At 35.4% G+C, this 19,599-nt stretch carries 21 protein-coding genes; 5 read left to right on the top strand and 16 right to left on the bottom strand.

The window, feature by feature from the left end; all coding sequences use genetic code 11:
• Positions 1–7: 7 nt before the first annotated feature.
• Positions 8–1,033, bottom strand: a complete 1,026-nt coding sequence (locus tag AB9L17_RS07095) for an ABC transporter substrate-binding protein (protein WP_223553083.1) — start codon at positions 1,031–1,033, stop codon at positions 8–10.
• Positions 1,030–1,923, bottom strand: coding sequence for an ABC transporter ATP-binding protein (locus AB9L17_RS07090; protein ID WP_375200278.1), 894 nt, complete (start codon positions 1,921–1,923; stop codon positions 1,030–1,032). Before AB9L17_RS07090 ends, AB9L17_RS07095 begins: the two co-directional genes overlap by 4 nt.
• Positions 1,924–2,131: 208 nt before the next feature.
• On the opposite strand from AB9L17_RS07090, the gene AB9L17_RS07085 reads away from it, so the two are divergent.
• From AB9L17_RS07085 to AB9L17_RS07075, 3 genes are all read left to right on the top strand, one after another.
• A complete protein-coding gene (locus AB9L17_RS07085) occupies positions 2,132–3,019 on the top strand; it encodes a LysR family transcriptional regulator (protein ID WP_375200277.1) in 888 nt (295 codons plus the stop codon).
• Between the two features lie 580 nt (positions 3,020–3,599).
• On the top strand, positions 3,600–4,586 hold the full coding sequence (locus AB9L17_RS07080; RefSeq protein ID WP_068982905.1) for a BMP family lipoprotein: 987 nt from the start codon (positions 3,600–3,602) through the stop codon (positions 4,584–4,586).
• Positions 4,583–6,244: a methyl-accepting chemotaxis protein gene (locus tag AB9L17_RS07075; RefSeq protein WP_375200276.1), complete on the top strand. Its 1,662-nt coding sequence runs from the start codon at positions 4,583–4,585 to the stop codon at positions 6,242–6,244. The genes AB9L17_RS07080 and AB9L17_RS07075 overlap by 4 nt, the downstream gene beginning before the upstream one ends.
• 114 nt (positions 6,245–6,358) lie before the next feature.
• Here the strand turns inward: AB9L17_RS07075 and AB9L17_RS07070 are convergent, their stop codons facing one another.
• Complete coding sequence (locus AB9L17_RS07070; RefSeq protein WP_375200275.1) at positions 6,359–6,772, bottom strand: ANTAR domain-containing response regulator; 414 nt, start codon at positions 6,770–6,772, stop codon at positions 6,359–6,361.
• Between the two features lie 702 nt (positions 6,773–7,474).
• Here AB9L17_RS07070 and AB9L17_RS07065 point away from each other — a divergent pair.
• Positions 7,475–7,621 carry a YrzI family small protein gene (locus tag AB9L17_RS07065; protein WP_083226877.1) on the top strand — a complete coding sequence of 49 codons (147 nt, stop codon included), beginning with the start codon at positions 7,475–7,477 and terminating at the stop codon, positions 7,619–7,621.
• A 576-nt stretch (positions 7,622–8,197) separates the two neighbouring features.
• Positions 8,198–8,851: an IucA/IucC family C-terminal-domain containing protein gene (locus AB9L17_RS07060; protein ID WP_068982909.1), complete on the top strand. Its 654-nt coding sequence runs from the start codon at positions 8,198–8,200 to the stop codon at positions 8,849–8,851.
• Positions 8,852–8,997: 146 nt separating this feature from the next.
• On the opposite strand, the gene AB9L17_RS07055 is transcribed toward AB9L17_RS07060, so the two are convergent.
• The 13 genes from AB9L17_RS07055 to AB9L17_RS06995 all read right to left on the bottom strand — a co-directional run bounded on the left by AB9L17_RS07055 (position 8,998) and on the right by AB9L17_RS06995 (position 19,533).
• Positions 8,998–9,411 carry a DUF350 domain-containing protein gene (locus tag AB9L17_RS07055; RefSeq protein ID WP_068982910.1) on the bottom strand — a complete coding sequence of 138 codons (414 nt, stop codon included), beginning with the start codon at positions 9,409–9,411 and terminating at the stop codon, positions 8,998–9,000.
• 60 nt (positions 9,412–9,471) lie between these two features.
• Complete coding sequence (locus AB9L17_RS07050) at positions 9,472–10,737, bottom strand: glutathionylspermidine synthase family protein (RefSeq protein ID WP_223553077.1); 1,266 nt, start codon at positions 10,735–10,737, stop codon at positions 9,472–9,474.
• A gap of 2 nt (positions 10,738–10,739) precedes the next feature.
• The gene (locus AB9L17_RS07045) at positions 10,740–11,048 is read right to left on the bottom strand and encodes a hypothetical protein (protein WP_068982912.1); all 309 of its coding nucleotides are present in this window, start codon (positions 11,046–11,048) and stop codon (positions 10,740–10,742) included.
• Positions 11,049–11,064: 16 nt separating this feature from the next.
• Positions 11,065–11,526, bottom strand: a complete 462-nt coding sequence (locus AB9L17_RS07040) for a hypothetical protein (RefSeq protein WP_375200274.1) — start codon at positions 11,524–11,526, stop codon at positions 11,065–11,067.
• Positions 11,527–11,843: 317 nt separating this feature from the next.
• Positions 11,844–12,812 carry an MBL fold metallo-hydrolase gene (locus tag AB9L17_RS07035; protein ID WP_375200273.1) on the bottom strand — a complete coding sequence of 323 codons (969 nt, stop codon included), beginning with the start codon at positions 12,810–12,812 and terminating at the stop codon, positions 11,844–11,846.
• Positions 12,813–12,832: 20 nt separating this feature from the next.
• Positions 12,833–13,210 carry an enoyl-CoA hydratase gene (locus AB9L17_RS07030; RefSeq protein WP_068982915.1) on the bottom strand — a complete coding sequence of 126 codons (378 nt, stop codon included), beginning with the start codon at positions 13,208–13,210 and terminating at the stop codon, positions 12,833–12,835.
• Between the two features lie 210 nt (positions 13,211–13,420).
• The gene (locus tag AB9L17_RS07025) at positions 13,421–14,533 is read right to left on the bottom strand and encodes a GerAB/ArcD/ProY family transporter (RefSeq protein WP_223553068.1); all 1,113 of its coding nucleotides are present in this window, start codon (positions 14,531–14,533) and stop codon (positions 13,421–13,423) included.
• Between the two features lie 33 nt (positions 14,534–14,566).
• On the bottom strand, positions 14,567–14,803 hold the full coding sequence (locus AB9L17_RS07020) for a hypothetical protein (protein WP_223553066.1): 237 nt from the start codon (positions 14,801–14,803) through the stop codon (positions 14,567–14,569).
• Positions 14,804–14,805: 2 nt separating this feature from the next.
• Complete coding sequence (locus tag AB9L17_RS07015) at positions 14,806–15,996, bottom strand: Ger(x)C family spore germination protein (RefSeq protein WP_223553064.1); 1,191 nt, start codon at positions 15,994–15,996, stop codon at positions 14,806–14,808.
• Between the two features lie 3 nt (positions 15,997–15,999).
• Complete coding sequence (locus tag AB9L17_RS07010) at positions 16,000–17,610, bottom strand: spore germination protein (protein ID WP_223553063.1); 1,611 nt, start codon at positions 17,608–17,610, stop codon at positions 16,000–16,002.
• A gap of 477 nt (positions 17,611–18,087) precedes the next feature.
• Positions 18,088–18,567, bottom strand: coding sequence for a DUF6843 domain-containing protein (locus tag AB9L17_RS07005; protein WP_375200272.1), 480 nt, complete (start codon positions 18,565–18,567; stop codon positions 18,088–18,090).
• A gap of 147 nt (positions 18,568–18,714) precedes the next feature.
• Entirely contained in the window at positions 18,715–19,215 is a 501-nt protein-coding gene (locus AB9L17_RS07000) for a hypothetical protein (RefSeq protein WP_375200271.1), read from the bottom strand.
• Positions 19,216–19,311: 96 nt separating this feature from the next.
• On the bottom strand, positions 19,312–19,533 hold the full coding sequence (locus AB9L17_RS06995; RefSeq protein WP_068982923.1) for a hypothetical protein: 222 nt from the start codon (positions 19,531–19,533) through the stop codon (positions 19,312–19,314).
• Positions 19,534–19,599: the final 66 nt, after the last annotated feature.

The following is a 19,599-nucleotide window of genomic DNA, read 5'->3' as shown; positions in this document are numbered from 1 at the left end:
AAACTACTTAACGAAAAAGATCATTGAATTTAGTTAATATTTCAAGTTGCTTCGCTTCTGCGCCCTTCCAGTTCACATTTAGCTGAGGAATTTCATCTAAGGCTGCACGATTCTTTACAGCTATATCTTTGTTGCCTGGTAGCAAGTAGGCGTCTGCGACAAGCTTTTGCCCTTCATCTGACAGTAAAAAATCAACGTATGCTTTTGCACTCTCTACATTTTTTGCATCCTTTAAAATACCAACAGCTCGTGGACTGACAACTGTCCCGCTTTTTGGATAAACAATTTCTACTGGCTCACCCTCAGCTTTTGCTTTATAGGCCATGTAATCTACACCTGAAATTGTGGCATTTTTGTCACCAGTAATAACAGCATCTAACGCTTCCTTATTGGCACCATTCACCTGTAAACCATTTTCCTTCCACTTCTCCATCGTAGTCCAAGCCGTTTTTTCCGCTTCTGTATATCCATATAGGAAATCTACAGCAGAGCCTGACAAACTTGGATCTGGTATATTAATTTTATTTTGCCATTCAGCTTTTGCTAAATCTGTCCATTCTTCCGGAGCCTGTTGCGTATTTTTTGTATTATAAGCAATTCCTAAAGCGGAGGCACTGTAACCATAATAATAACCTTCTGCATCTGACCAATCGCTATTGATTTTCTTTGCATTTGCAGCATCTTTATAGCTTTGAAGCTGATCCGTTTCCTTTAAGCCATCCATTGAAGCGACAGAGGCTAGTACAACAACGTCTGCTACAGGGTTATTTTTCTCTGCTTCTAAACGTGATAATATTTTGCCTGTTGTCCCTTGGAACATTTCAACTTTTATTCCCGTTTGCTCTTCAAATGCTTGTTGAATATTCGCTGCTAAACCATCTGGACCAGCAGAATATACCGTTAAAGTTTGTTCTTCTTTAGGCTCTGCACTGGATTCTTTATTGCTCTCTACTGTTTTATTTCCACAGCCCGCTAATGCTAATGTTAAAAGAATGCCCGCTGTAGCAAATAGTTTTACACTTCGTTTTTTCAATGTAAACCCTCCAATTGATAGATTTGTTTTTCATCAATAAAAACCTCAAGCTGCTTACCATGTTCTATAGGTTCTACCTCGTAAAAGCTCCAATGCTTACCATCTACCTGTGCCTGCACTAAATATCGATCTCCAACAAAGGTACTTTTTACAATCATCGCTTGTTTCGCAATTGTTCCTGGGCGTGCTACTCTGGAAACTCCTTCAGGTCGCACAATATAATTACCTTTATCAAACCAGTTCACTTTTCCGATAAAATCTGCTACATATGGTGTTGCTGGGGCGTGATATATTTCTTCTGGCGTTCCTACTTGTGCAATTCTTCCTGCCTCCATCACGATAATTTGATCGGACATTGCCATAGCCTCTGTTTGATCATGTGTGACAAAAATCGCCTGACAATCTAGCTCATGAATAATATGCATGATTTCATCTTGCATTTTTTCTCTTAGTACTGCGTCGAGCGCCGATAAAGGTTCATCAAACAAAATAAGCTTTGGATTTGTCGCAAGTGCCCTCGCAAGCGCTACCCGTTGTTGCTGTCCTCCAGATAACTCACCAGGCTTTCGTTTTTCAAATCCTTCCATTTTGACCAATCGCATAACGTGCTCTACTCGTGCCGGAATATCTGACTTTGGAACAATTCCCTTCAAGCCAAAAGCAATGTTTTGGAAAATCGTCATATGAGGCCATAAGGCAAAATCTTGAAATACCATTGTCATATTTCGCTTATTTGGTTTTACATTTTTACGAAGTTTGGATGAATAAATAATTGTTTCATCAAAACGGATTTCTCCATTTGTTGGTTGTTCAAGACCTGCTAATAGTTTTAATAACGTTGTCTTTCCACAGCCTGATTGTCCTAAGATTGTAATGAATTTGCTATCCAACTCAATATTGATAGGCCATAGCGCTTGAGCCTGTCCATATTTTTCTCGATATTCGTTAATGAGATTTTCATAATATCCTCCTTGTTAATTACAACTATAAATTCCAGATATTTAGAAAATATTAATCTACTATTAATAACTCGTTAAAAAAAATCTAATAAACTAAAGCAAATACAAGATTTTTTCTAATTTACTTTAGGAGGATAAAATGAATAATGTGAAATTACAGGCATTTTGCCTACTTGTAGAATTAAAAAAATTAGCTCCTGTTGCCAAAGAGCTTGGTCTTACAGCACCAACAGTATCCTTTCATATTCGCTCAATTGAAGAGGAATATGGCATCCGTTTATTTCGGACAAATGCAGGTGGATACCGTTTAACAGAAGCGGGAGAAGGACTCTATCATTACGCTCGCCAAATTGTACAGCTACAAAAAGACATGAACCGCTTTGTCGAAAATCTTTTAGCCGGCAATATCGGCTCCATTCGGCTTGGAGCAAGCGGGTTACCTGCGCATATTTTTATGCCGGATATCATCCATCAAATTTCAACAACCTATCCAGATATCCGAATATCACTGGAAGTAAAAACAGCTCCCGAAATTGAACAAATAGTAGCCCTTCAAGAATTAGATTTCGGGCTAATTATGGAAACAAAACAAGAAAATTCGTCCCTTGTCTACGAAACAATTGGTGAAGACGAACTTGTATTGGCATTAAGCCCTACCCATGAGCTTGCAGCAAAAAAGGACATCTCAAAAGCAGATGTCCTAAAAAACAAAGTATTATTGCACACTTCCTCTAGTTCAACGAATCATTTTATAGAAAAATGGATGGATCCATTTCACCCATCCATTTATACAATCGAGCTTGATTCTGTCAGTACGATTAAGAAGATGCTTACTTTCGGAAAAACAATTGCCTTTTTATCAGTTGCCTTCATTGAGGATGAATTAAAATCAGGACTTTTAATAAAAAAAGACTTATACGATGTGGCGCTTAATAGAAAGATTCAACTTATTTACTCTAAATCTCGTCTAGAAACTAAAATGGATTCATTTGTAAAAGCTGTAATTTATGACTTAGCTAAACAATAAAAATATATCCATTTAGAGTTGTTATAGCTATCTGAATTACTGACAAAAGATATACTACACAATTTATAAATTTTGTACATACTCAAACAGAAAGCTATTCGTATACTTTTTGTTTACCATGTTTAAATTAACACGAAAAGAGCACCGTAAAGCTTATAAACGCTGATACGGTGCTTTTGTTTAGTTAATGTTCTAGATAGGGCGTATAGCCTTTCTTTTAGCTTCCTACCCTCTTTTGGATATCATTCCAGCTTCTCCTCTGAAAAAGGAAAATATCAGTACTTTTTTCACTATAAACATAGAGAAAATCCATTGCACAACAGACTAAATACTTAGTAATTTAAAAAAATTCAGGACAATTTGAACCCATTTCCCTCTAGTAAAATGTAAAATATCTGATAGTATTTAATGGTAAAATGAATAATTTACTTACTTTATTGGTATTATAGATTTTTATTTTTTTATTGTAAATCTGTAGATTGTACAAGTTTAATAGTTAGATTCAAAAAAATACCGTCTGACATCAGACAAAAAAACACTTTTTACCGAGAAAATGATACAACAACTGGGGGTACTACTATTGAAAAAATTAATGATTGGCTTTTGTTTGATAGCTTTGTTATTAACTGGCTGCTCAACGGCTCAGACAGAAAAATCGAAAGAAGAATATAAAATAGGGATCCTGCTTTCAGATGCTGGTCTTGGTGACGAATCATTTAATGACTCCGCTTTTAAAGGGCTTGAGAAAGCACGAGATGAGCTAGGTATTTTATTTGATTATAAAGAGGCGCCTGATGGTAATTACGAAGAGAAGCTTGAAGAACTTGTCTCAGAAAATTATAACGTCATTATTGGTCTTGGCTTCTCTGTACAGGAAGCATTGGAAAAGACAGCAAAACAACATCCAGATCAACAATTCATCCTTATCGATGCGCAATCAGAAGTTGAAAATATCATTTCAATAACATTTAAAGAGCAGGAAGGAAGCTTTTTACTTGGAATGGTTGCTGCAATGACGAGTAAAACTGGAAAAATAGGATTTATTGGTGGTGCAGATGTTCCGGTTATCCATCACTTTGAAAACGGCTTTATTGAGGGCGCTAAATATTATAATCCAAATATCGAAATCATTAGTGAATATGCCGGCTCATTTGATGATACCGAGGCTGGTGCCGCAATCGCAGAACGTTACATAAAGAACAAAGTAGATTTTATTTATCATGCAGCGGGATTCACAGGCTTTGGCGCCATTAAAAAAGCTGAAGAAATGGGTGTTTATGCAGCGGGTGTAGATATAGATCAATTTTACATTGCAGAAAAAACGGTCGTAACATCTATGTTAAAAAATGTCGACCAAGCTGTTTTTAACATGTGTAAAACATTAGTTGAGGAAGGGCAAATTTCCGAAAAATCATTTTCATTCGGTCTAGCTGATAATGGAGTCGGACTTGCAGATATCCGTATTATCAAATTAACATCTGAACAGCAGGCTGCCATTGAACAAGCCGAAGAAGATATTGTCTCAGGTAAAATAAAAGTTACCGCAGAAAAGGAGAATAGCCAGTGACGTTACGAAAAAGATTATTTATGAACATCCTTATTCCAATTGTGCTTGCAATGGCTATGATTGGCTTTATTATCGTTCAAACATCTGATATTCAAACAACTGCACAAGATGATACAGCACTTTTGCTTGCAGTGAAAGAACTTGAACAAAGTTTAGTTGTAACAAGTCTATCATTAAACAATTACACTTATTTAGACAGTGAGGCCAATAAAAATGAAGCTCTGGCAAATTTGAAAGTAACAGATGCGAATTTAAAAGCACTTTCTTCTGTTGCGAGGGTACCTGAACATAAGGCCATTATCAAAAAAATCGAAGGTAAATACATAGAACTAGCAAAAGCTACAGAGACAGGTTTTGTTGCGAACAACCGTCCTGAAATAAAAAAACAAGCAATTAGAATTTCTGGCATTCTAAATGATATGCATTTACTGAAAAAAGAAACAAATGAATGGTATAAAGAAATAAATCAAAAGACTGAGCAAAAAATTACTTTTATTACCACAACTACAATCGTAGGAAGTATTCTATTACTTATTGTTACATCCATTTTTTCATATGTTGTAGCGAAAAGAATTACAAATCCGATTAATCAAATTGTGGATTGTGCACAATTAGTGGCCGCAGGGAATCTAACTATAGATACATCTTCCCTATCCTATAAGCAGGGCAGTCGAAATGAAGTTGATCAACTGACTGAGAACTTTTCCATAATGATTGACAATCTAAAAAGCACCGTACATTCCATTGACGATGTAGGTAAAAATGTTAGCCTATTTACAAAAGATGTGACGAGCTATATTGAAACCGTTAATGCCGGAAGTAAACAAATTGCTTCATCAACGGACGAATTGGCGAAAGGAAGCCTAACTATTTCAGAAGATATCCAATCAACGTCTATCCTTATGAATACGATGACAGATCAATTTACTACTGTTCAACAGACAAGCGAACAATCGGCGGCAAACAGTAAACTGGCACTTGCTGCTGTTCAAAATGGCCGTAGTTCCTTAGAAAAGCAATCCTCCATCGCGAAGGATATTTCATCCACATCGATTAACATTAAAGAGGCTGTTACTCAATTTTCTCAATTTACAACAGAAATTGAAGGCGCAGCTAATGTAGTTCACACGATTGCTGAACAAACAAATCTTTTGGCATTAAATGCTGCAATCGAGGCTGCGCGTGCTGGAGAAGCCGGAAAAGGATTTGCCATTGTCGCACAAGAAGTCAAAAAACTGTCATTTGAAACCGAAAAAGCAACTACTCTCATCTCTTCTATGGTTACCCATATAGAAGATGGCATTATGCTTATTCTTTCTACTGCTGAGCAAGGACATCAGCTTTCTAACGAACAATTACAATCGATGACCGATACAGAAAAGTCATTTGAGGAGATTGTAGCCCATGTTTTAGACATTAATGATCAGTTACAGCACCTTACTAAAGATATGGTGCAAACAACTGCAATGAGTCAGCAAATGAACAGTACAATTGAAAACATTTCAGCGATCACTGAAGAAACAGCAGCTGGCACAGAAGAAATATCCGCCTCTACTCAAGAACAGCTTCTGTCATTCGAGAAAATTAGTGAAAAGGTTTCTGACCTTCAAGACATGACAAATACATTGTCTGTAGAGCTTAAAAAATTCACATTATAAAGTAAAATAATCATCATTAGTTTCTTTGAAAAATCCCGAATAGCGGACACTTAAAAAGTGGTCTATTCGGGATTTTTCTTTTGTGAAATTGGTTATCAGTATACTATCGCTCGATTATTTGTACTTTCTATTACCTTGCCCTTTTGCTTGCTCAATCCTCTTTTGAATTTGTTCTTGTGTAAGTTGTAAAGATTGTTTTAGCGCCTGTGCACTCTTAGCTTGTTGGAGTGCCATGATGACTGCTGGGATTAAGCTAGCTTCAGAAACCGGTTTAACTAGATAACCCCTTATATTATCTTGCTTAGACTTTTCTACAAATTCTTTTTGGCTATATGCAGTAATCAACAACACTGGGATATCCAGCTGACGATCAATCACCTCACTTGCTTTTAAACCACTGATTTTTGGCATTTCAATATCCATTAATACAAGATCTGGTTTTAGCTTAAAAGCGAGTCCAATCGCTCGATCTGCTCCTTCTCCGACAATCTCATAACCATGATTCCAAAGCATCATTTTCAAGGCCATTGTGATAATCGTTCATCTTCAGCAATCAGAATCCGTTTTTTCATAAAACATCCCAACCTTTCTAGACAGAAAAAATATATCTTAAGTTGCTTGAATAAAACGCTACACGAATTAGGCAGTAACGATAAAGAATAAACCCTTATCATTACTGCCTTTTAAATTCAACACCTTACAAATAAAAAAGCCGTTACAAAAGCTCTTAGCAGAATTTCACTTTTGTGATAGCTCCAGTTACTATATATTACTTATTGTTTGTTTCCGCTGAATTAGTATTATGTTTTTTGGCTTTAAGTCTTCTATATCTTCTATTTGCTACTCCGAAAAAATCAGGTAACTAACAATGTAAAGCAGCAATGAGTTTCTCTAGTCATTAACACAATAAGGAAAACTTAGTAAAAGATGTTTACAAACAACTTAAAGATAGGTATACTTACAAAGTAAACAAAAAAATTCTTAAGGAGGTCGAATGAAATGATCGTTATTGTTAAATTGATGTCATTGGTAGTTACAACTTCAGTAAAAATGAAAATCACACATTCGACCAGATCGGAATGGATCGCTTAAGGTTTTTTTTGTAATTAAGCATACCCATACCGCAGGGAGAAGTGTGCCCCTGCGGTATTTTTGTGCCTTTTTTCACCGTAGGGGAGTCTCTCTACGGTTTTTTTCATTTTTCACGGTAATTTAAGGAGGTGATAATAAATGATATTAAACATTTTTTCTCTCACGATAACGATTACAAAACGTGAGAAGTCTCTTGAGGAAGCACTTCATAATGAAAATGTGAAAAAAATCTTTGAAGAGAACCGAAGAAAAGTAGAAAATTATATTCGTATTCGTCAATATTAATTTTGTTAACTAAAAAACATGAAAGGTGGGAAATGAGATGATTTATATGATCAAAAGACGTTATGCAGCTTTATGGGTGGAGAAAGACACAACCACCAGATGCAGTAATATAAAGTGACAATATAGCTATTTAATTTTATAATCTCAGTAAAGTTAACCCGTTCTAATCTAGGACGGGTTGCTTCAGGAGGTATTTTGCACTTTTTTAAGCGATATTTTACACATACAATTTGATGTAGTTTAAGAAAATACGGAATTACAATGTTAGGGAAATTCTAATTCTAAATAGCGTAATTCCTCGATACTAAAATTGAATTTGGCGATTTTTAGCTTAATTTCATTATTCTGCCCTGTTAGCCATCCATGTAGCGCAAAACAGCGCTACATCACAGATAATGAAAGATGATTAAGTTCTTTCATGGGAGTGACATAAGGATTTTTAAACCAAGGCCCTCCAGAGAATATTGTCACAGTAGAAATGGTTCAAGAAGTATTTGGTATGGAAGTAGCAGTATCGGAGGATCCTTTCTTTGGAACTCCATTATGTATCCCGAAAGGAAAAGGAAGGTATATAAAATGAATTTAGAGCCTTATGGCGTGGAAAAGCACCCCTCACCTCAAGGTATTCCTTTACATCAATTATTAAATAAGGATACTTTACTACCAATCATTAAACAGTATGGAAATCATTTGAATACGCCTTCCTTAGCTGTAGCAGGTTCTCTATTTTTAAAACGTTATGCTGTTTTAGTAGCAGCTTCGAGTCTGGATTATTATGGACTTCAAAAGAAAAAAATGGATTGGTGGTCTACAGCTCGACTTGATGTAACATCATATAAATTGCTAATTGAAGAAAATCCAACAGCACTTTTTGATGACTGTTGGAAAAATCGCATTTTCGCTCAACATTTAACACCAATGATTACTATCATCAGCGAAGAATGTAAAATTTCCTTAAAAATCCTATGGGAAAATCTCGCTGTAAGGCTACTTGCAACTCTTCGTAAAAATGAAGAATTGTATACTTTAAATGAATTAAATGAACATTTTAATGAACTTACATGCGCTGAAACTAATTGGTTAGGTATGGAGCAAAATCCTTTTCAAACTTATCTTCAGCGAAAAGAGACATGGAGTGAAGTACCCGTTCGAAAAACATGTTGCCGATACTATCAAGTTAATACAAAAGCGGATATTCCATACTGTAAGAACTGTCCATTGAGGAAATAATAAACCTATGTTTTCCTAATCGACACGCTAGATTATGTGCTATTGTAGAGTTTTTACTATGGACAGATCACATAAAGAGAGAGCATGTTTTTTCACATAACATGCTCTCTCTAATGTTTTATTATAATTCTCTCAAATATACTTTATTAATATGACAAACTTCCTGCTATAATTAACCCTACCGTAATGCCTACTGCAAATAAGCTGAAGCCTACTGCAGTATTTCCTTCTTCCACTTTTTTCTCCAAGCTTGTTTTTGGTGTTAATACGTATTCAATAATCAAATACACAACTACTTGTGTGGCAATTCCGATTAACCCCCAAATAATAGCATCAAGTATATGAACACTTGAAGACCATACTGTATATAATGTGATGCCTAATCCAATCACTTTTCCCCATAGCTTTAATGCCACAGCCATATTGCCTTCTTTAATTAAGTTCCACTCTGAAAATTTTGTTGTAAAAGCAAATGCAACAATACCAATCAAAATGAGAATTAACCCGGTTCCTGTATATAATAAAAAATTTAAAAAACTATCTAATGAGAAAAACCCCATTCCTTTACACACTCCTTTTATGATAACTTCAGTTTGATCCAATCTCTTAAATTCTTATTTCTAATAGCCTATTGGCAAAAAATAAGATCCGTTATCGGTTATTTGTCCCCCTGCGCGAATGCCAATTGCACTTGCCTGACCATTAATATAAAAGCAACCATACATATAATGCGCTCGTTTGGGTCCTTGTTCTGTTTGAATAATCGTTTGTGGTAGCTCGATAAACTGTTGATAAACAGAAAGTTCATCTTTATATGTTTTATGAAAATCTTCCGCAATTTTTTTACCTGTATTTGAAAAAATTTCGACAGTGTCTCCTTCGCGACCAAATGTAGGCTTTTTCACAAAACTTTGTCCCTGTTGTAAAAAAGCATCTGAATCTAGGTAGGTTGGTAAAAAGTATTTATGTATTGCGTCATGTTCTTGAGGCGAAAAAAAAGAATGTTGCTCCTCATGAAGCCCCCATATAAGCGCCATTATTGCCTTAGATTGTAGTAAAAAAGCAGAAGGAGGATTCACAACGGCTAGTTGTTGTTGTTCCACTAGCTTCATTAACGATTGACCTACTTTGTCTTTCGTTATTGGATCTACATCATGTATTAAATGTTCAATAGGATACGTTTGTCGATATAAAACATCGATTTTTTCTCCGTTGATATCATATAGACCTTGTGCTAAGATAACTTCTTCACTTTCTAAAATCGGCTCATCTACAAGTTGTAATTGATGAAAGTCCATATACTGACTTTTTAATCCCATGAGTTCCTTTAAATACATGGTTGTCAGTTTATCCTCTTCATGTTCCGAATGGGCTGCAAAAACAACATTGTTAGCTCCCGATCTTCCCATCGAACGAAGCGACGACGTTACAGCTTTCAACATTGCTTGTTTTAACTGATCTTCGCATCCGTCATTTGGATTTTTCAGCTCAAACTGTTCACACACTTTCCCATTCACAAAAAAGGTTTCTTTTATAAATGTAGGTGTATCTGCGTTTATTTCCAATAATTTCACTTGTTCATCTGTCACTACTAAATCTAAACGAGCAATGACACTTTCTACTGGAAGTGTTTGCAAACGGATGAAAGAGTGCGTTTCAGTTGGAAATCCAAGACGCAACAACGTCTCATCATCTAGCATCCGCAACAAAGGAGCCGATTTATAAAAAATATGGCCAATCTGTTCGGTCGCCTGGCGAATCTTATTAATCGTTTCAGTATTTTCTCTCTTAATATCAAATAGAGCATATTCCATACCATATATATCATGCCAAAAATCTTTTATCTGGCTAAAAAATTGTTGTCGATTCTCACGAAATCGGTTCATCTTTACCCTCCAAAGCCACCTTTTGAACCACTACCTATCCCTGATTTGTAATTCGTTTTATAAGTTTTATAGTCAGTACTTGTTTGTAATGAATTTTTTGTTCCGTAATATTTCCCACCATAGTAGTAGCTACCTGCATGAGTGGAATGATGATCATCACAATAATACGTACCCGTTTCATCATCCCAATCCCAATCATCGCAATCTGTTCCAGTTGGCTCTGCATATCCCCTTTCTTCCCCACAAGCAGTTAACGATAACAAAGCTGCAGCTGCTAATGCTCCTGTCATCATTTTCTTTGTCTTATTCATGCTAAAAATTCCCTCCCTATGTTATAAGCGTATATCCTGTTGGCTTAACATATAAAACATACACACCTTGGTCTTCATCAATTTCAGCTGAGTCCCGCTCCCACTCCTTGCCTTCGATATATGTATATATACTGCCAATAATGCTTAAAATATCTAAATGATTGGTCATATATTCAAATGTAATAAGCGGATAATTTTTGTAGGCATTTAATTCACGAATTTCAAGTTTAATCCCTTCATGTAAGTGTTCTGGCATTTCAATTGATGTTTCTTCGTATAATTGTACATAAATGACGAAGAGCTCACCTTCAATCGCAGAAGACAGCTGTTTATAGGTCTTCCCTTCTTTAATAAAAAATTCACATTCTCTTCTTGTTAAAATTTGTGGTAAATCAATATTAGTATAGTAATAGATTGGTTCAAACTTGTCTTTCTCTTTTTGCAAACGATATTCTAACATTGCACCTTCAAATTGCATAACACACTTCCCTTTATAAATATTGTTATCTCTTCGAATTGCCATTACTAAAAATAACTACATGTATTTTTATATTTATGGTAGATTTTCTTATCCATTGGCTTTTATTAATTTTTTATACGACTGTGAATGATAAATAGTTTCATATTTTTCAACTAAACCCCACCTTTAACTACTTGCCAATGAATTTAGAGTTTAATTGAGCGATATTCAGTAAATTAAAAAAGATGCAATATTCACGAGTAAACTCCCTTTCAAGTTTATCTCTTTGAATGATTACATCTATTTCTTAAAACATTAGCGTACAAAATCGCAATTCATTTTATCCAATTATTTGGTTTCCAATCGTTTGCTATCCATTGTGGATCTGGCTCTTCATATGGTGCTGACGCCATTAATTTGTCTTGTGCCCATATCGCAGCTTTTGAGCGAATCATTTCATCAAGCAATGATTGCACGAATTCCTTTGGCTCAGTGTGAAAAGCGTGAACAGCAAAATCGTAAAACCACCCACAGCTGAGTAAATAAGGCGTAATATCTTGCTTCGTTAATCCATTTTTCAACATTAACGTAAAGGAAAAAATTCGTTTACATGCATGCCAAGCCATTTTTTCTGGTGATTCCATCCATTTTTCAATGCGTTCTCTTGCTTTATCAATCATTACTAATGGGTCGTCGATAGCAGGCCCATGACCAGGATACGCTTTTTTTATCGAAAGTTTAGCGAGTCGCTCTAGACTTTCATAAGAGCGTCCTAAACTGTTTGCACCTTCTCGAAAAATATTTATCCATCCAACATCATTGTGATGAAATAAATCGCCACAAATTAAAATCTGCTGTTTTGGCTCGTATAAAGAAATGTGTCCTAATGTATGTCCTGGTGTATGTAAAACTTGTAAAACACTATGCCCCGTATTAATCTCTTCTTCATCTACAAGTAACTGTTGCACAACATATTGTTCCACTGGTTGATCTAAATAGTGGGCACTACAAGTTTCGAAATCACAACGATTAACCATTTCTCCTTCCCAAAGATGTGCTGCAATCGGTAGGTTATATTGCCGCTGAAAATAATGATTTCCTCCAACGTGATCGCTATGATAGTGAGTGTTAATAATGCCATTTAACTGTTTTGGTGATATCCCTGCTTCGATTAAAAGTTTCTCAGTTCGAACTATATCGCTACCAAATCCGGTATCAATTAAAAATGATTGATTATCTTGAATAACAATACTATTGGCACTTGGAAATGGACGCTCAAAAAATAGGATTTCTGCAGTTTTCATATGGTAAACTCCTTTAAATGTTATAGAATAATACCTGAAAAGCTTCCCTTTAACACTTCTTTTTCAAGTTGATTTGTACACGTAAATGTTGCAGTAATTGCCGTACGATTTTTTCCATCCGGTTCATACTGTTCAATTATTACTTCACAACGAATCGTGTCATCGCTAAAAACTGGACGTAAAAATTCATAATCCATTTTACGCGCTAACACGTTATAATCACCTCCAACTTTCGTTGGAAGCGTTGCTGTTAAAAGCCCATGTACGACAAACCGACCTTGTTCATCTGGTGTGATATGATGAGTCCCTTCATCTTTTGATACCCTCGTAAATAATTCAACATCCTCTGTTGTAAACTTACGCTCAAATGTAATTTTTTCTCCTACTTGTAATGCCATCTATGTCCCCCCTGTTAAAAACCACAGTTATAGACTGAATAATAAAACTATTCAATCTATAAATCAACCACTATACATATCAACCTACGAAACAAACACTCGAAAGCAACGGACATAAAAAGATGACGCTGGTAGTATACCAAAGTCATCAAATTGCCGCAAAGTACGGCACTCCCTCTTTATTAAACTGTCTATCTACTTGGAAGCATATCAAATTTCTATTTCGTTCTTTTTCATTCTTTTTCGTATTGCATATATAACTACCAACAAAAGAGGTAAAAAAAGTCCGATTGATAATGTTAAAGAATTACCCGTTGTATCGTCAAAATGTTTTTGATAGATGATATTAGGATAAATCACAAGTGAAAGAACGACGGCAATCATGCCCAACGGTAAGGTTAAAGGGCGGTAATCTTTCAAATTTAGAATTTGTGCCATTCCTAAAACGGAAGCGTAAAAATAGAGGGTCGTCTTAAAATAGAGAGTGATCACCCAAAGAGAAGCCATTAATCCCTCAATACGCTGTATAAAATTCCCGATATTTATCCTTTTGGTCAATTCATAGCTTGGGTAAATCTCTCCTGCAGTTTTTTCAGAACCTAATACTGTAACACATAAAAATGTAATAACGATGATGACGATTCCGCCTATTAAGTTTCCAATTAAAAATGTTTTTTTCCCTTGCTTCATTTTATTAACAAAAGAAGGAAAAATCATTAAGAGAACAACGGCATTTACTGAAGATACTATGACATAAAAAATGGATGATTGAATGATTTTTTTTGTCCCCATCTCATATACAGGCTGTATGTTTTCAAACTTCATTTCCGGTGAAAGACACACCACTAAAATGAAAAAAAAGGCGAAGAACACGACAATTAATATTTCTGCAGTACGAGCGAAGGTTTCCAATCCAAGACGGACGCCCATTACCACAATCCCCGCCATAAGAATATTAAGGACTACCATTGGGGTATTTGGCATCATATGGATGTTTAGGAATAGCCCAAAATAATACAAAAGTTCCGAAGCATAAAGTAGAACTATGAATACAAAAAAAGCAGCTAAGGCTTTACCTATCCATCTCCCAAATAGTTTTTCTATGATTTGGACATAGGTGAGGTGAGGGAACCAAAGTGCTATAGTGATGAGTAGCCAAATGACTAATAAACCGATTCCCGTACCAATTATAGCCGCAATCCAGGCGTCTTGTTTTGCGCCGGTTGCTAATGCTGATGGTACAGTTAAGATGCTCGTACCAATCGTAAATAAAATAACTAAAACCAGAAATTGGTACGAATTTATTTTAACGTCTTGCATCATTTCATATCATCCCTTCCCCTCTACACTTATCTTTTATTTCAAGAAATAAGAAATAAAATCATTAAGCGGTTTAAAAATAAAAGTGAGTAAATCAAATGGATTTGGAATAGGTTTTTCAAATCCAAAAAGTGTAATACTTATACCTACCCCAATTGCAAGAAGAATTGAAAATACAAGTAACTCTTTTTTATATTGTTTTTCCAAGAGAGGTGGAACTTCAATCCACACAATAACTGCAGCAATTAGAATTATTCCTATTGTTTTTATCATAATTATTTAACCTCTATCTTTTCTAAGAAGGAATTACCTTCTGTACCCGTATGCACAAGTTTTACGTCTACTTTAACATTCGCTTTCAACTTAGGGAATTCCTCATCCCACTGCTCTTTCATCTTTTTCCATTCTTTCGGATTAGATCGATGAATGGCTTCACCAAATCCAAATATGTCTGATTTATATTGTTTTTGTAACGTTTCAATGGACATGTTAATGGTCTTTTCCATCTGTTTTTCAGTAAGCTTCTCTAGCTCAACAATCGTATCTAGGTCATTAAGATTAATTTGACACTCTACTTCCCCAATATTTCCTTTTACTTTAATATTGATATCCACTTCAGGCATACCTTTGTTTATTTTGCCTTTCACTGTAGAATCTGCTTTAATAATCTCTATAGTGGCTTTCCCCTCTTCAGGACAAGATATAGAAGTTACAGACTTTTGCACTTCGTTGACGATGCCATTATACCCTCTGCTTTCTCGTTCAGTTAACCAGCCCACCAGTTTATCTTTTTTAAACACCGCTAATTCATCATATACAATTCGCACAGGAGGATTAATCGATTCCACATTCTGTTTGCTTGATCCCATTTCTTGATCCCCTGTTACTAGTATCCCTGTTAATACGGCTTCCCTTCCATTACTTGTCAAAGAAGCGATCAACTCATCTAACTTAATGCCGTTTGTTGCAGCCCAAGACGCTTCTGATGTTTGCAGGCTGTTAAACATATTATTGGCAGGTATATTTTCAATCGTTGTTCTGACATTCAGTACTTCCGCTGCGGTCCCATCCTTAGCAATAGCAACAAAGAAATCAGATCGGAGTTCCCAATCTCTTGACAATAAATCTAAGGATTTCGCTATCCCTTCTTCAGCTAAATCCTCACCTAATACAAGCATCCGAAGATGTCCTGGATATATTTTCCTAGGTGATACCTTTGTAATTTTTCGAAAGGCTTCATATACCGTTTCGCCTTTTTCCTGAAACAGGATGACTGGTGAACGCCCAGTACTTGTTTTCGTGGGTATTTCCGAAGGTACAACTACTTGAGCAGTTACTTGGTATTCATCTTCTACTTTATCGATTCCTATCGCTAACGTAATACCAAGCTCATTTAATTCCCTCTTGTCCCAACATCCCGTAAGAATGGGGCTAAGAATTAAGAGAACAATCATGCACTTTTTCATCGTTTAACCCCCTTCATTTTTTGGCGGTTCTGGTTTTGCAGAGGCTGAATCTTGTTGCCTAACGATATTTTGTTGACTGATTAGACGTGGCCGAGTAAACATTTTCCATATAGGCAAGAGAATAAACGTATCCTTTTGATCGGAAAGATTAAATGGAGCTAGTGAAGACATATAAGGCACGCCAAAAGAACGCAAACTACATAAATGCAGAAGTAGAGCGATTAAACCAATCGTTATTCCTAATAAACCAAAAGAAGCAGCTAATGCCATAAATCCAAAGCGTAGCATCCTTCCCGAGATAGCTAAGTTGTAAGTTGGAGAAACGAAACTAGAAATGGCGGTTATTGAAACCACAATTACCATCGCAGCAGAGATTATGCCTGCTTCAACCGCCGCTGTTCCAATTACAAATGCCCCTACGATAGAAATGGCTGAACCGATGGTTCTTGGCATTCTTAAGCCTGCTTCACGCAAGATTTCAAAGGTGACTTCCATTATAATTGCTTCAACAAATGCCGGAAATGGAGCACCTTCTCGTTGGGCTGCCAGACTTATAAGGAGTCCAGTGGGTAACATTGCATGATTAAAAGTTGTGACCGCAATAAATAATGCAGGTGCAAGCATTGCAATTGAAAATGCAAAAAAACGAAGGAGTCGAATAAGACTCGCAATATCTGCTCGTTGATAGTAATCTTCCGAAGATTGAAAAAATTGAACAAATAATGCTGGAACTACTAGGGCAAATGGTGTTCCATCAACCAAAATGGCTATACGCCCTTCTAATAATGCTGCAGCTACTACATCAGGACGTTCCGTATTGAATATGGTTGGGAAAGGTGAATAAGGTGCATCCTGAATCAATTCCTCGATATTTCCACTTTCAAGAATTCCATCAATATCTATCTTATCCAAACGCAAACGGACTTCTTTCACTATTTTGTCATTTGCAATTCCTTTGATATACATCATGGCAACATTCGTTTTCGTACGTTTTCCAATAATTTTTGATTCCATCCAGAGATCTGGGTCTTTCAGTCTTCTACGAACTAAGGCGGTATTGACACGCAAATTTTCGGAGAACCCTTCACGGGGTCCTCTTACTACCACCTGGGCTGATGCTTCCGTAACTCCACGCTCAACCCAATGCCTATTGGAAATGATTAACCCTTGGGCATATCCATCGATTAAAATAATCGTATCCCCCGATAATAGTCCAGTAAGAAGCTCTTCAAAATTAGTTAGTTCTTTAATTTCCCCCACTGTCATGGCAAAATCTTTTAATATGCTAATCAGATTTTGTTCAGGAGATAGCTTTTTCTGTAATTCGGTACCTTCGACATCTAGCATGAGCGTTTCTAAAATGAAGTTTTGTAATGAGATTGTATCGGTTAATCCATCTGTATAGATAATACCAGCTTTAATAGTTTCTTCTTTTCCTACTCGAATTTCTCGAATGATAATATCCGAGCTTTTCCCAAGGGAATCTCTTATTCTTTGTAAATTTTCTTGAAGATTTGTTTTTAATTCGTTTGCTAAATTTGTCTTCATCATTTGGCTAGTTGAAATAGAATTGGAATGCATTTTAGAATTACTTTTCTTTCTGAAAAAGCCCATAGACTACCTCACATTTACTTTTTATTTTTTGGCTAATTAGAAAAATATCGATGGATCCGTTAACTTTTCTATTAAGCATATTGATGAAATATAGATTCTCATGTTCTTTAGCATAGGAATCACCTTTTAACAAATATTTTCTAATTAAATAAATCATACTACTTTTATTAAATAGCAGGATTTTTTCGACAAAACTTCTAATTAATGAACAAAAAAAGCAAATGGAAAAACACATTTCTCAAATTTCACCTGTGAATACAAATGCCATCCACAATTTTTGGTGATGAACCGAAATACCAGATTGACAGAAAACTTTGGAATTTAATTCATGACAATAAAACTTCAAAATGTAAAAACTCCATTTTGAAAAATAGATCAAAATGGAGTTGAAGTATAAGATTTTTATAAAAAAGTGAAATCATTTCAATGAGTTTTATCCTACAAACGCCCCTTAATAGTTAAATTCCCCGCTTTTACTCAACTATTTTTTAGTTTTTCATCCAATTTCTCTTCTAATTCTTCGTACTTCTCGTCACAAGCCTTAGCCTTATTACCCACTGGGATAGACATTCTAGTAATTTGAACTCTTCCATCTTGACTATAACTACCTAAAGAGACAAACCCGATTTCACTTTCAGGGATTTCTTTTATTTTCTCGCCATTCTCGTTTACGTAGAAGTATTTGGTATCATGAGATCCTGAATTTTCTCTCCCTTCCCAACCAAAATCTTCAGGAGAAGTAGTAAGCACTAAACCATCTTCATCAAAATGGTATTGGATCGTGTCATCTTCAATTTCTAGTTGAGGAGTACCTTCTATATTGTAAACAACATAGGCACAACCTTCGTAACCATCTTGGAAATAGAATGCTTCGTCATAGACCTTGTGAGTGAATATCCAATAAAGACAAAATCCGATAACAATTCCTATGATCATTCCTGAAATGATTTTTTTCATCCTGTTCACCCCCATACTGCAGGAAACCGTTATTATCTATTACTTCAATTAAACTGCCCGTTAGCCCTCTATGTAGTAAAAATCGGCGCTACATCACATATAATGAAAGATGATTAAGTACTTTCATAAGAGTTTAATTACATTTCTTCACATTCTTTTCTTTAAATAAAATGAGCAAAATCCTGAAACACAAAGGCAGGCTATAAAAGTCCAGAAGTTAAAAAATAAATGATTAGAAAAAGGATTTAAATAGGATATTTCGTATTCAAAATATGGATTGATTTCATTTCGAAATGAAACGATTCGGTAAATCGTCATTCCCAAAATCAGCAGAAACACCCCTGAATAGAAGGCTTGAAATAATTTCCTTTTCACTAAAAAACGTTCATGTAACTTTTCAAAAACAAACATCATTGCAAAGAAAAAATAAAGAATAATTAACATCGGAAACATAACAAACATTAAGCCTGGGTTTCCATTTCCTCCAACAAAATTGCCACCTGTGGGGTCGAATGAAATAGTAGTCATATTAGTGAATGCAAAACCGACAACACTTACAATTCCCGAGATAACAACACTTAGCAAAAATAGAAAACGCATTATACTCTTTCTCAACAAACCTGCCCTTTTGTAAATAAATTTCAACAAAAAAGCTTAAATCCTTTATGAAAAATACTACCATTCGTTTAAGTGCATTTATTCACAAACTTAATTCTAAAAAAGCTTAGGCGTACCTAAGCGTCATTACCACTTCTCATTATTCTTATGATTTTTTCTATAAACATAATCTGCATTTTTTAATCCGGTCCAATTACTAATAAAATTAATAATCACTATAAAAATTCCAAATAAAACAAACGCCACACTGTAATGACCTTTGAAAACTAAAACAAACGCCGCAACCAATAGTAATATCATTATAACTATTACCGAGACTTGTAATTTTCCCTTCTTCTTATCATTCATATGTTCAACCTCCTATTAAATCGCCAATATTTTTCCGTAATTTAATACATTTTAGATGGTTTTTTC

The sequence above is a fragment of the Lysinibacillus sp. RS11 genome (assembly GCF_042019215.1).
In the GTDB taxonomy this organism is placed as follows: Bacteria; Bacillota; Bacilli; order Bacillales_A; family Planococcaceae; genus Lysinibacillus; species Lysinibacillus xylanilyticus_A.
Note: the sequence above shows the minus strand (reverse complement) of the source record. Positions and strands in the feature narration are given on the sequence as shown.

Coding starts and splice junctions, on each gene's coding strand:
- AB9L17_RS07045 (WP_068982912.1), bottom strand. CDS start 11,048: ATGAATAAGACAAAGAAAATGATGACAGGAGCATTAGCAGCTGCAGCT.
- AB9L17_RS07015 (WP_223553064.1), bottom strand. CDS start 15,996: ATGAAAAAGTGCATGATTGTTCTCTTAATTCTTAGCCCCATTCTTACG.
- AB9L17_RS07025 (WP_223553068.1), bottom strand. CDS start 14,533: ATGATGCAAGACGTTAAAATAAATTCGTACCAATTTCTGGTTTTAGTT.
- AB9L17_RS07050 (WP_223553077.1), bottom strand. CDS start 10,737: ATGAACCGATTTCGTGAGAATCGACAACAATTTTTTAGCCAGATAAAA.
- AB9L17_RS07085 (WP_375200277.1), top strand. CDS start 2,132: ATGAATAATGTGAAATTACAGGCATTTTGCCTACTTGTAGAATTAAAA.
- AB9L17_RS07060 (WP_068982909.1), top strand. CDS start 8,198: ATGAATTTAGAGCCTTATGGCGTGGAAAAGCACCCCTCACCTCAAGGT.
- AB9L17_RS06995 (WP_068982923.1), bottom strand. CDS start 19,533: ATGAATGATAAGAAGAAGGGAAAATTACAAGTCTCGGTAATAGTTATA.
- AB9L17_RS07065 (WP_083226877.1), top strand. CDS start 7,475: ATGATATTAAACATTTTTTCTCTCACGATAACGATTACAAAACGTGAG.
- AB9L17_RS07010 (WP_223553063.1), bottom strand. CDS start 17,610: ATGGGCTTTTTCAGAAAGAAAAGTAATTCTAAAATGCATTCCAATTCT.
- AB9L17_RS07040 (WP_375200274.1), bottom strand. CDS start 11,526: ATGCAATTTGAAGGTGCAATGTTAGAATATCGTTTGCAAAAAGAGAAA.
- AB9L17_RS07070 (WP_375200275.1), bottom strand. CDS start 6,772: ATGGCCTTGAAAATGATGCTTTGGAATCATGGTTATGAGATTGTCGGA.
- AB9L17_RS07035 (WP_375200273.1), bottom strand. CDS start 12,812: ATGAAAACTGCAGAAATCCTATTTTTTGAGCGTCCATTTCCAAGTGCC.
- AB9L17_RS07055 (WP_068982910.1), bottom strand. CDS start 9,411: ATGGGGTTTTTCTCATTAGATAGTTTTTTAAATTTTTTATTATATACA.
- AB9L17_RS07020 (WP_223553066.1), bottom strand. CDS start 14,803: ATGATAAAAACAATAGGAATAATTCTAATTGCTGCAGTTATTGTGTGG.
- AB9L17_RS07030 (WP_068982915.1), bottom strand. CDS start 13,210: ATGGCATTACAAGTAGGAGAAAAAATTACATTTGAGCGTAAGTTTACA.
- AB9L17_RS07005 (WP_375200272.1), bottom strand. CDS start 18,567: ATGAAAAAAATCATTTCAGGAATGATCATAGGAATTGTTATCGGATTT.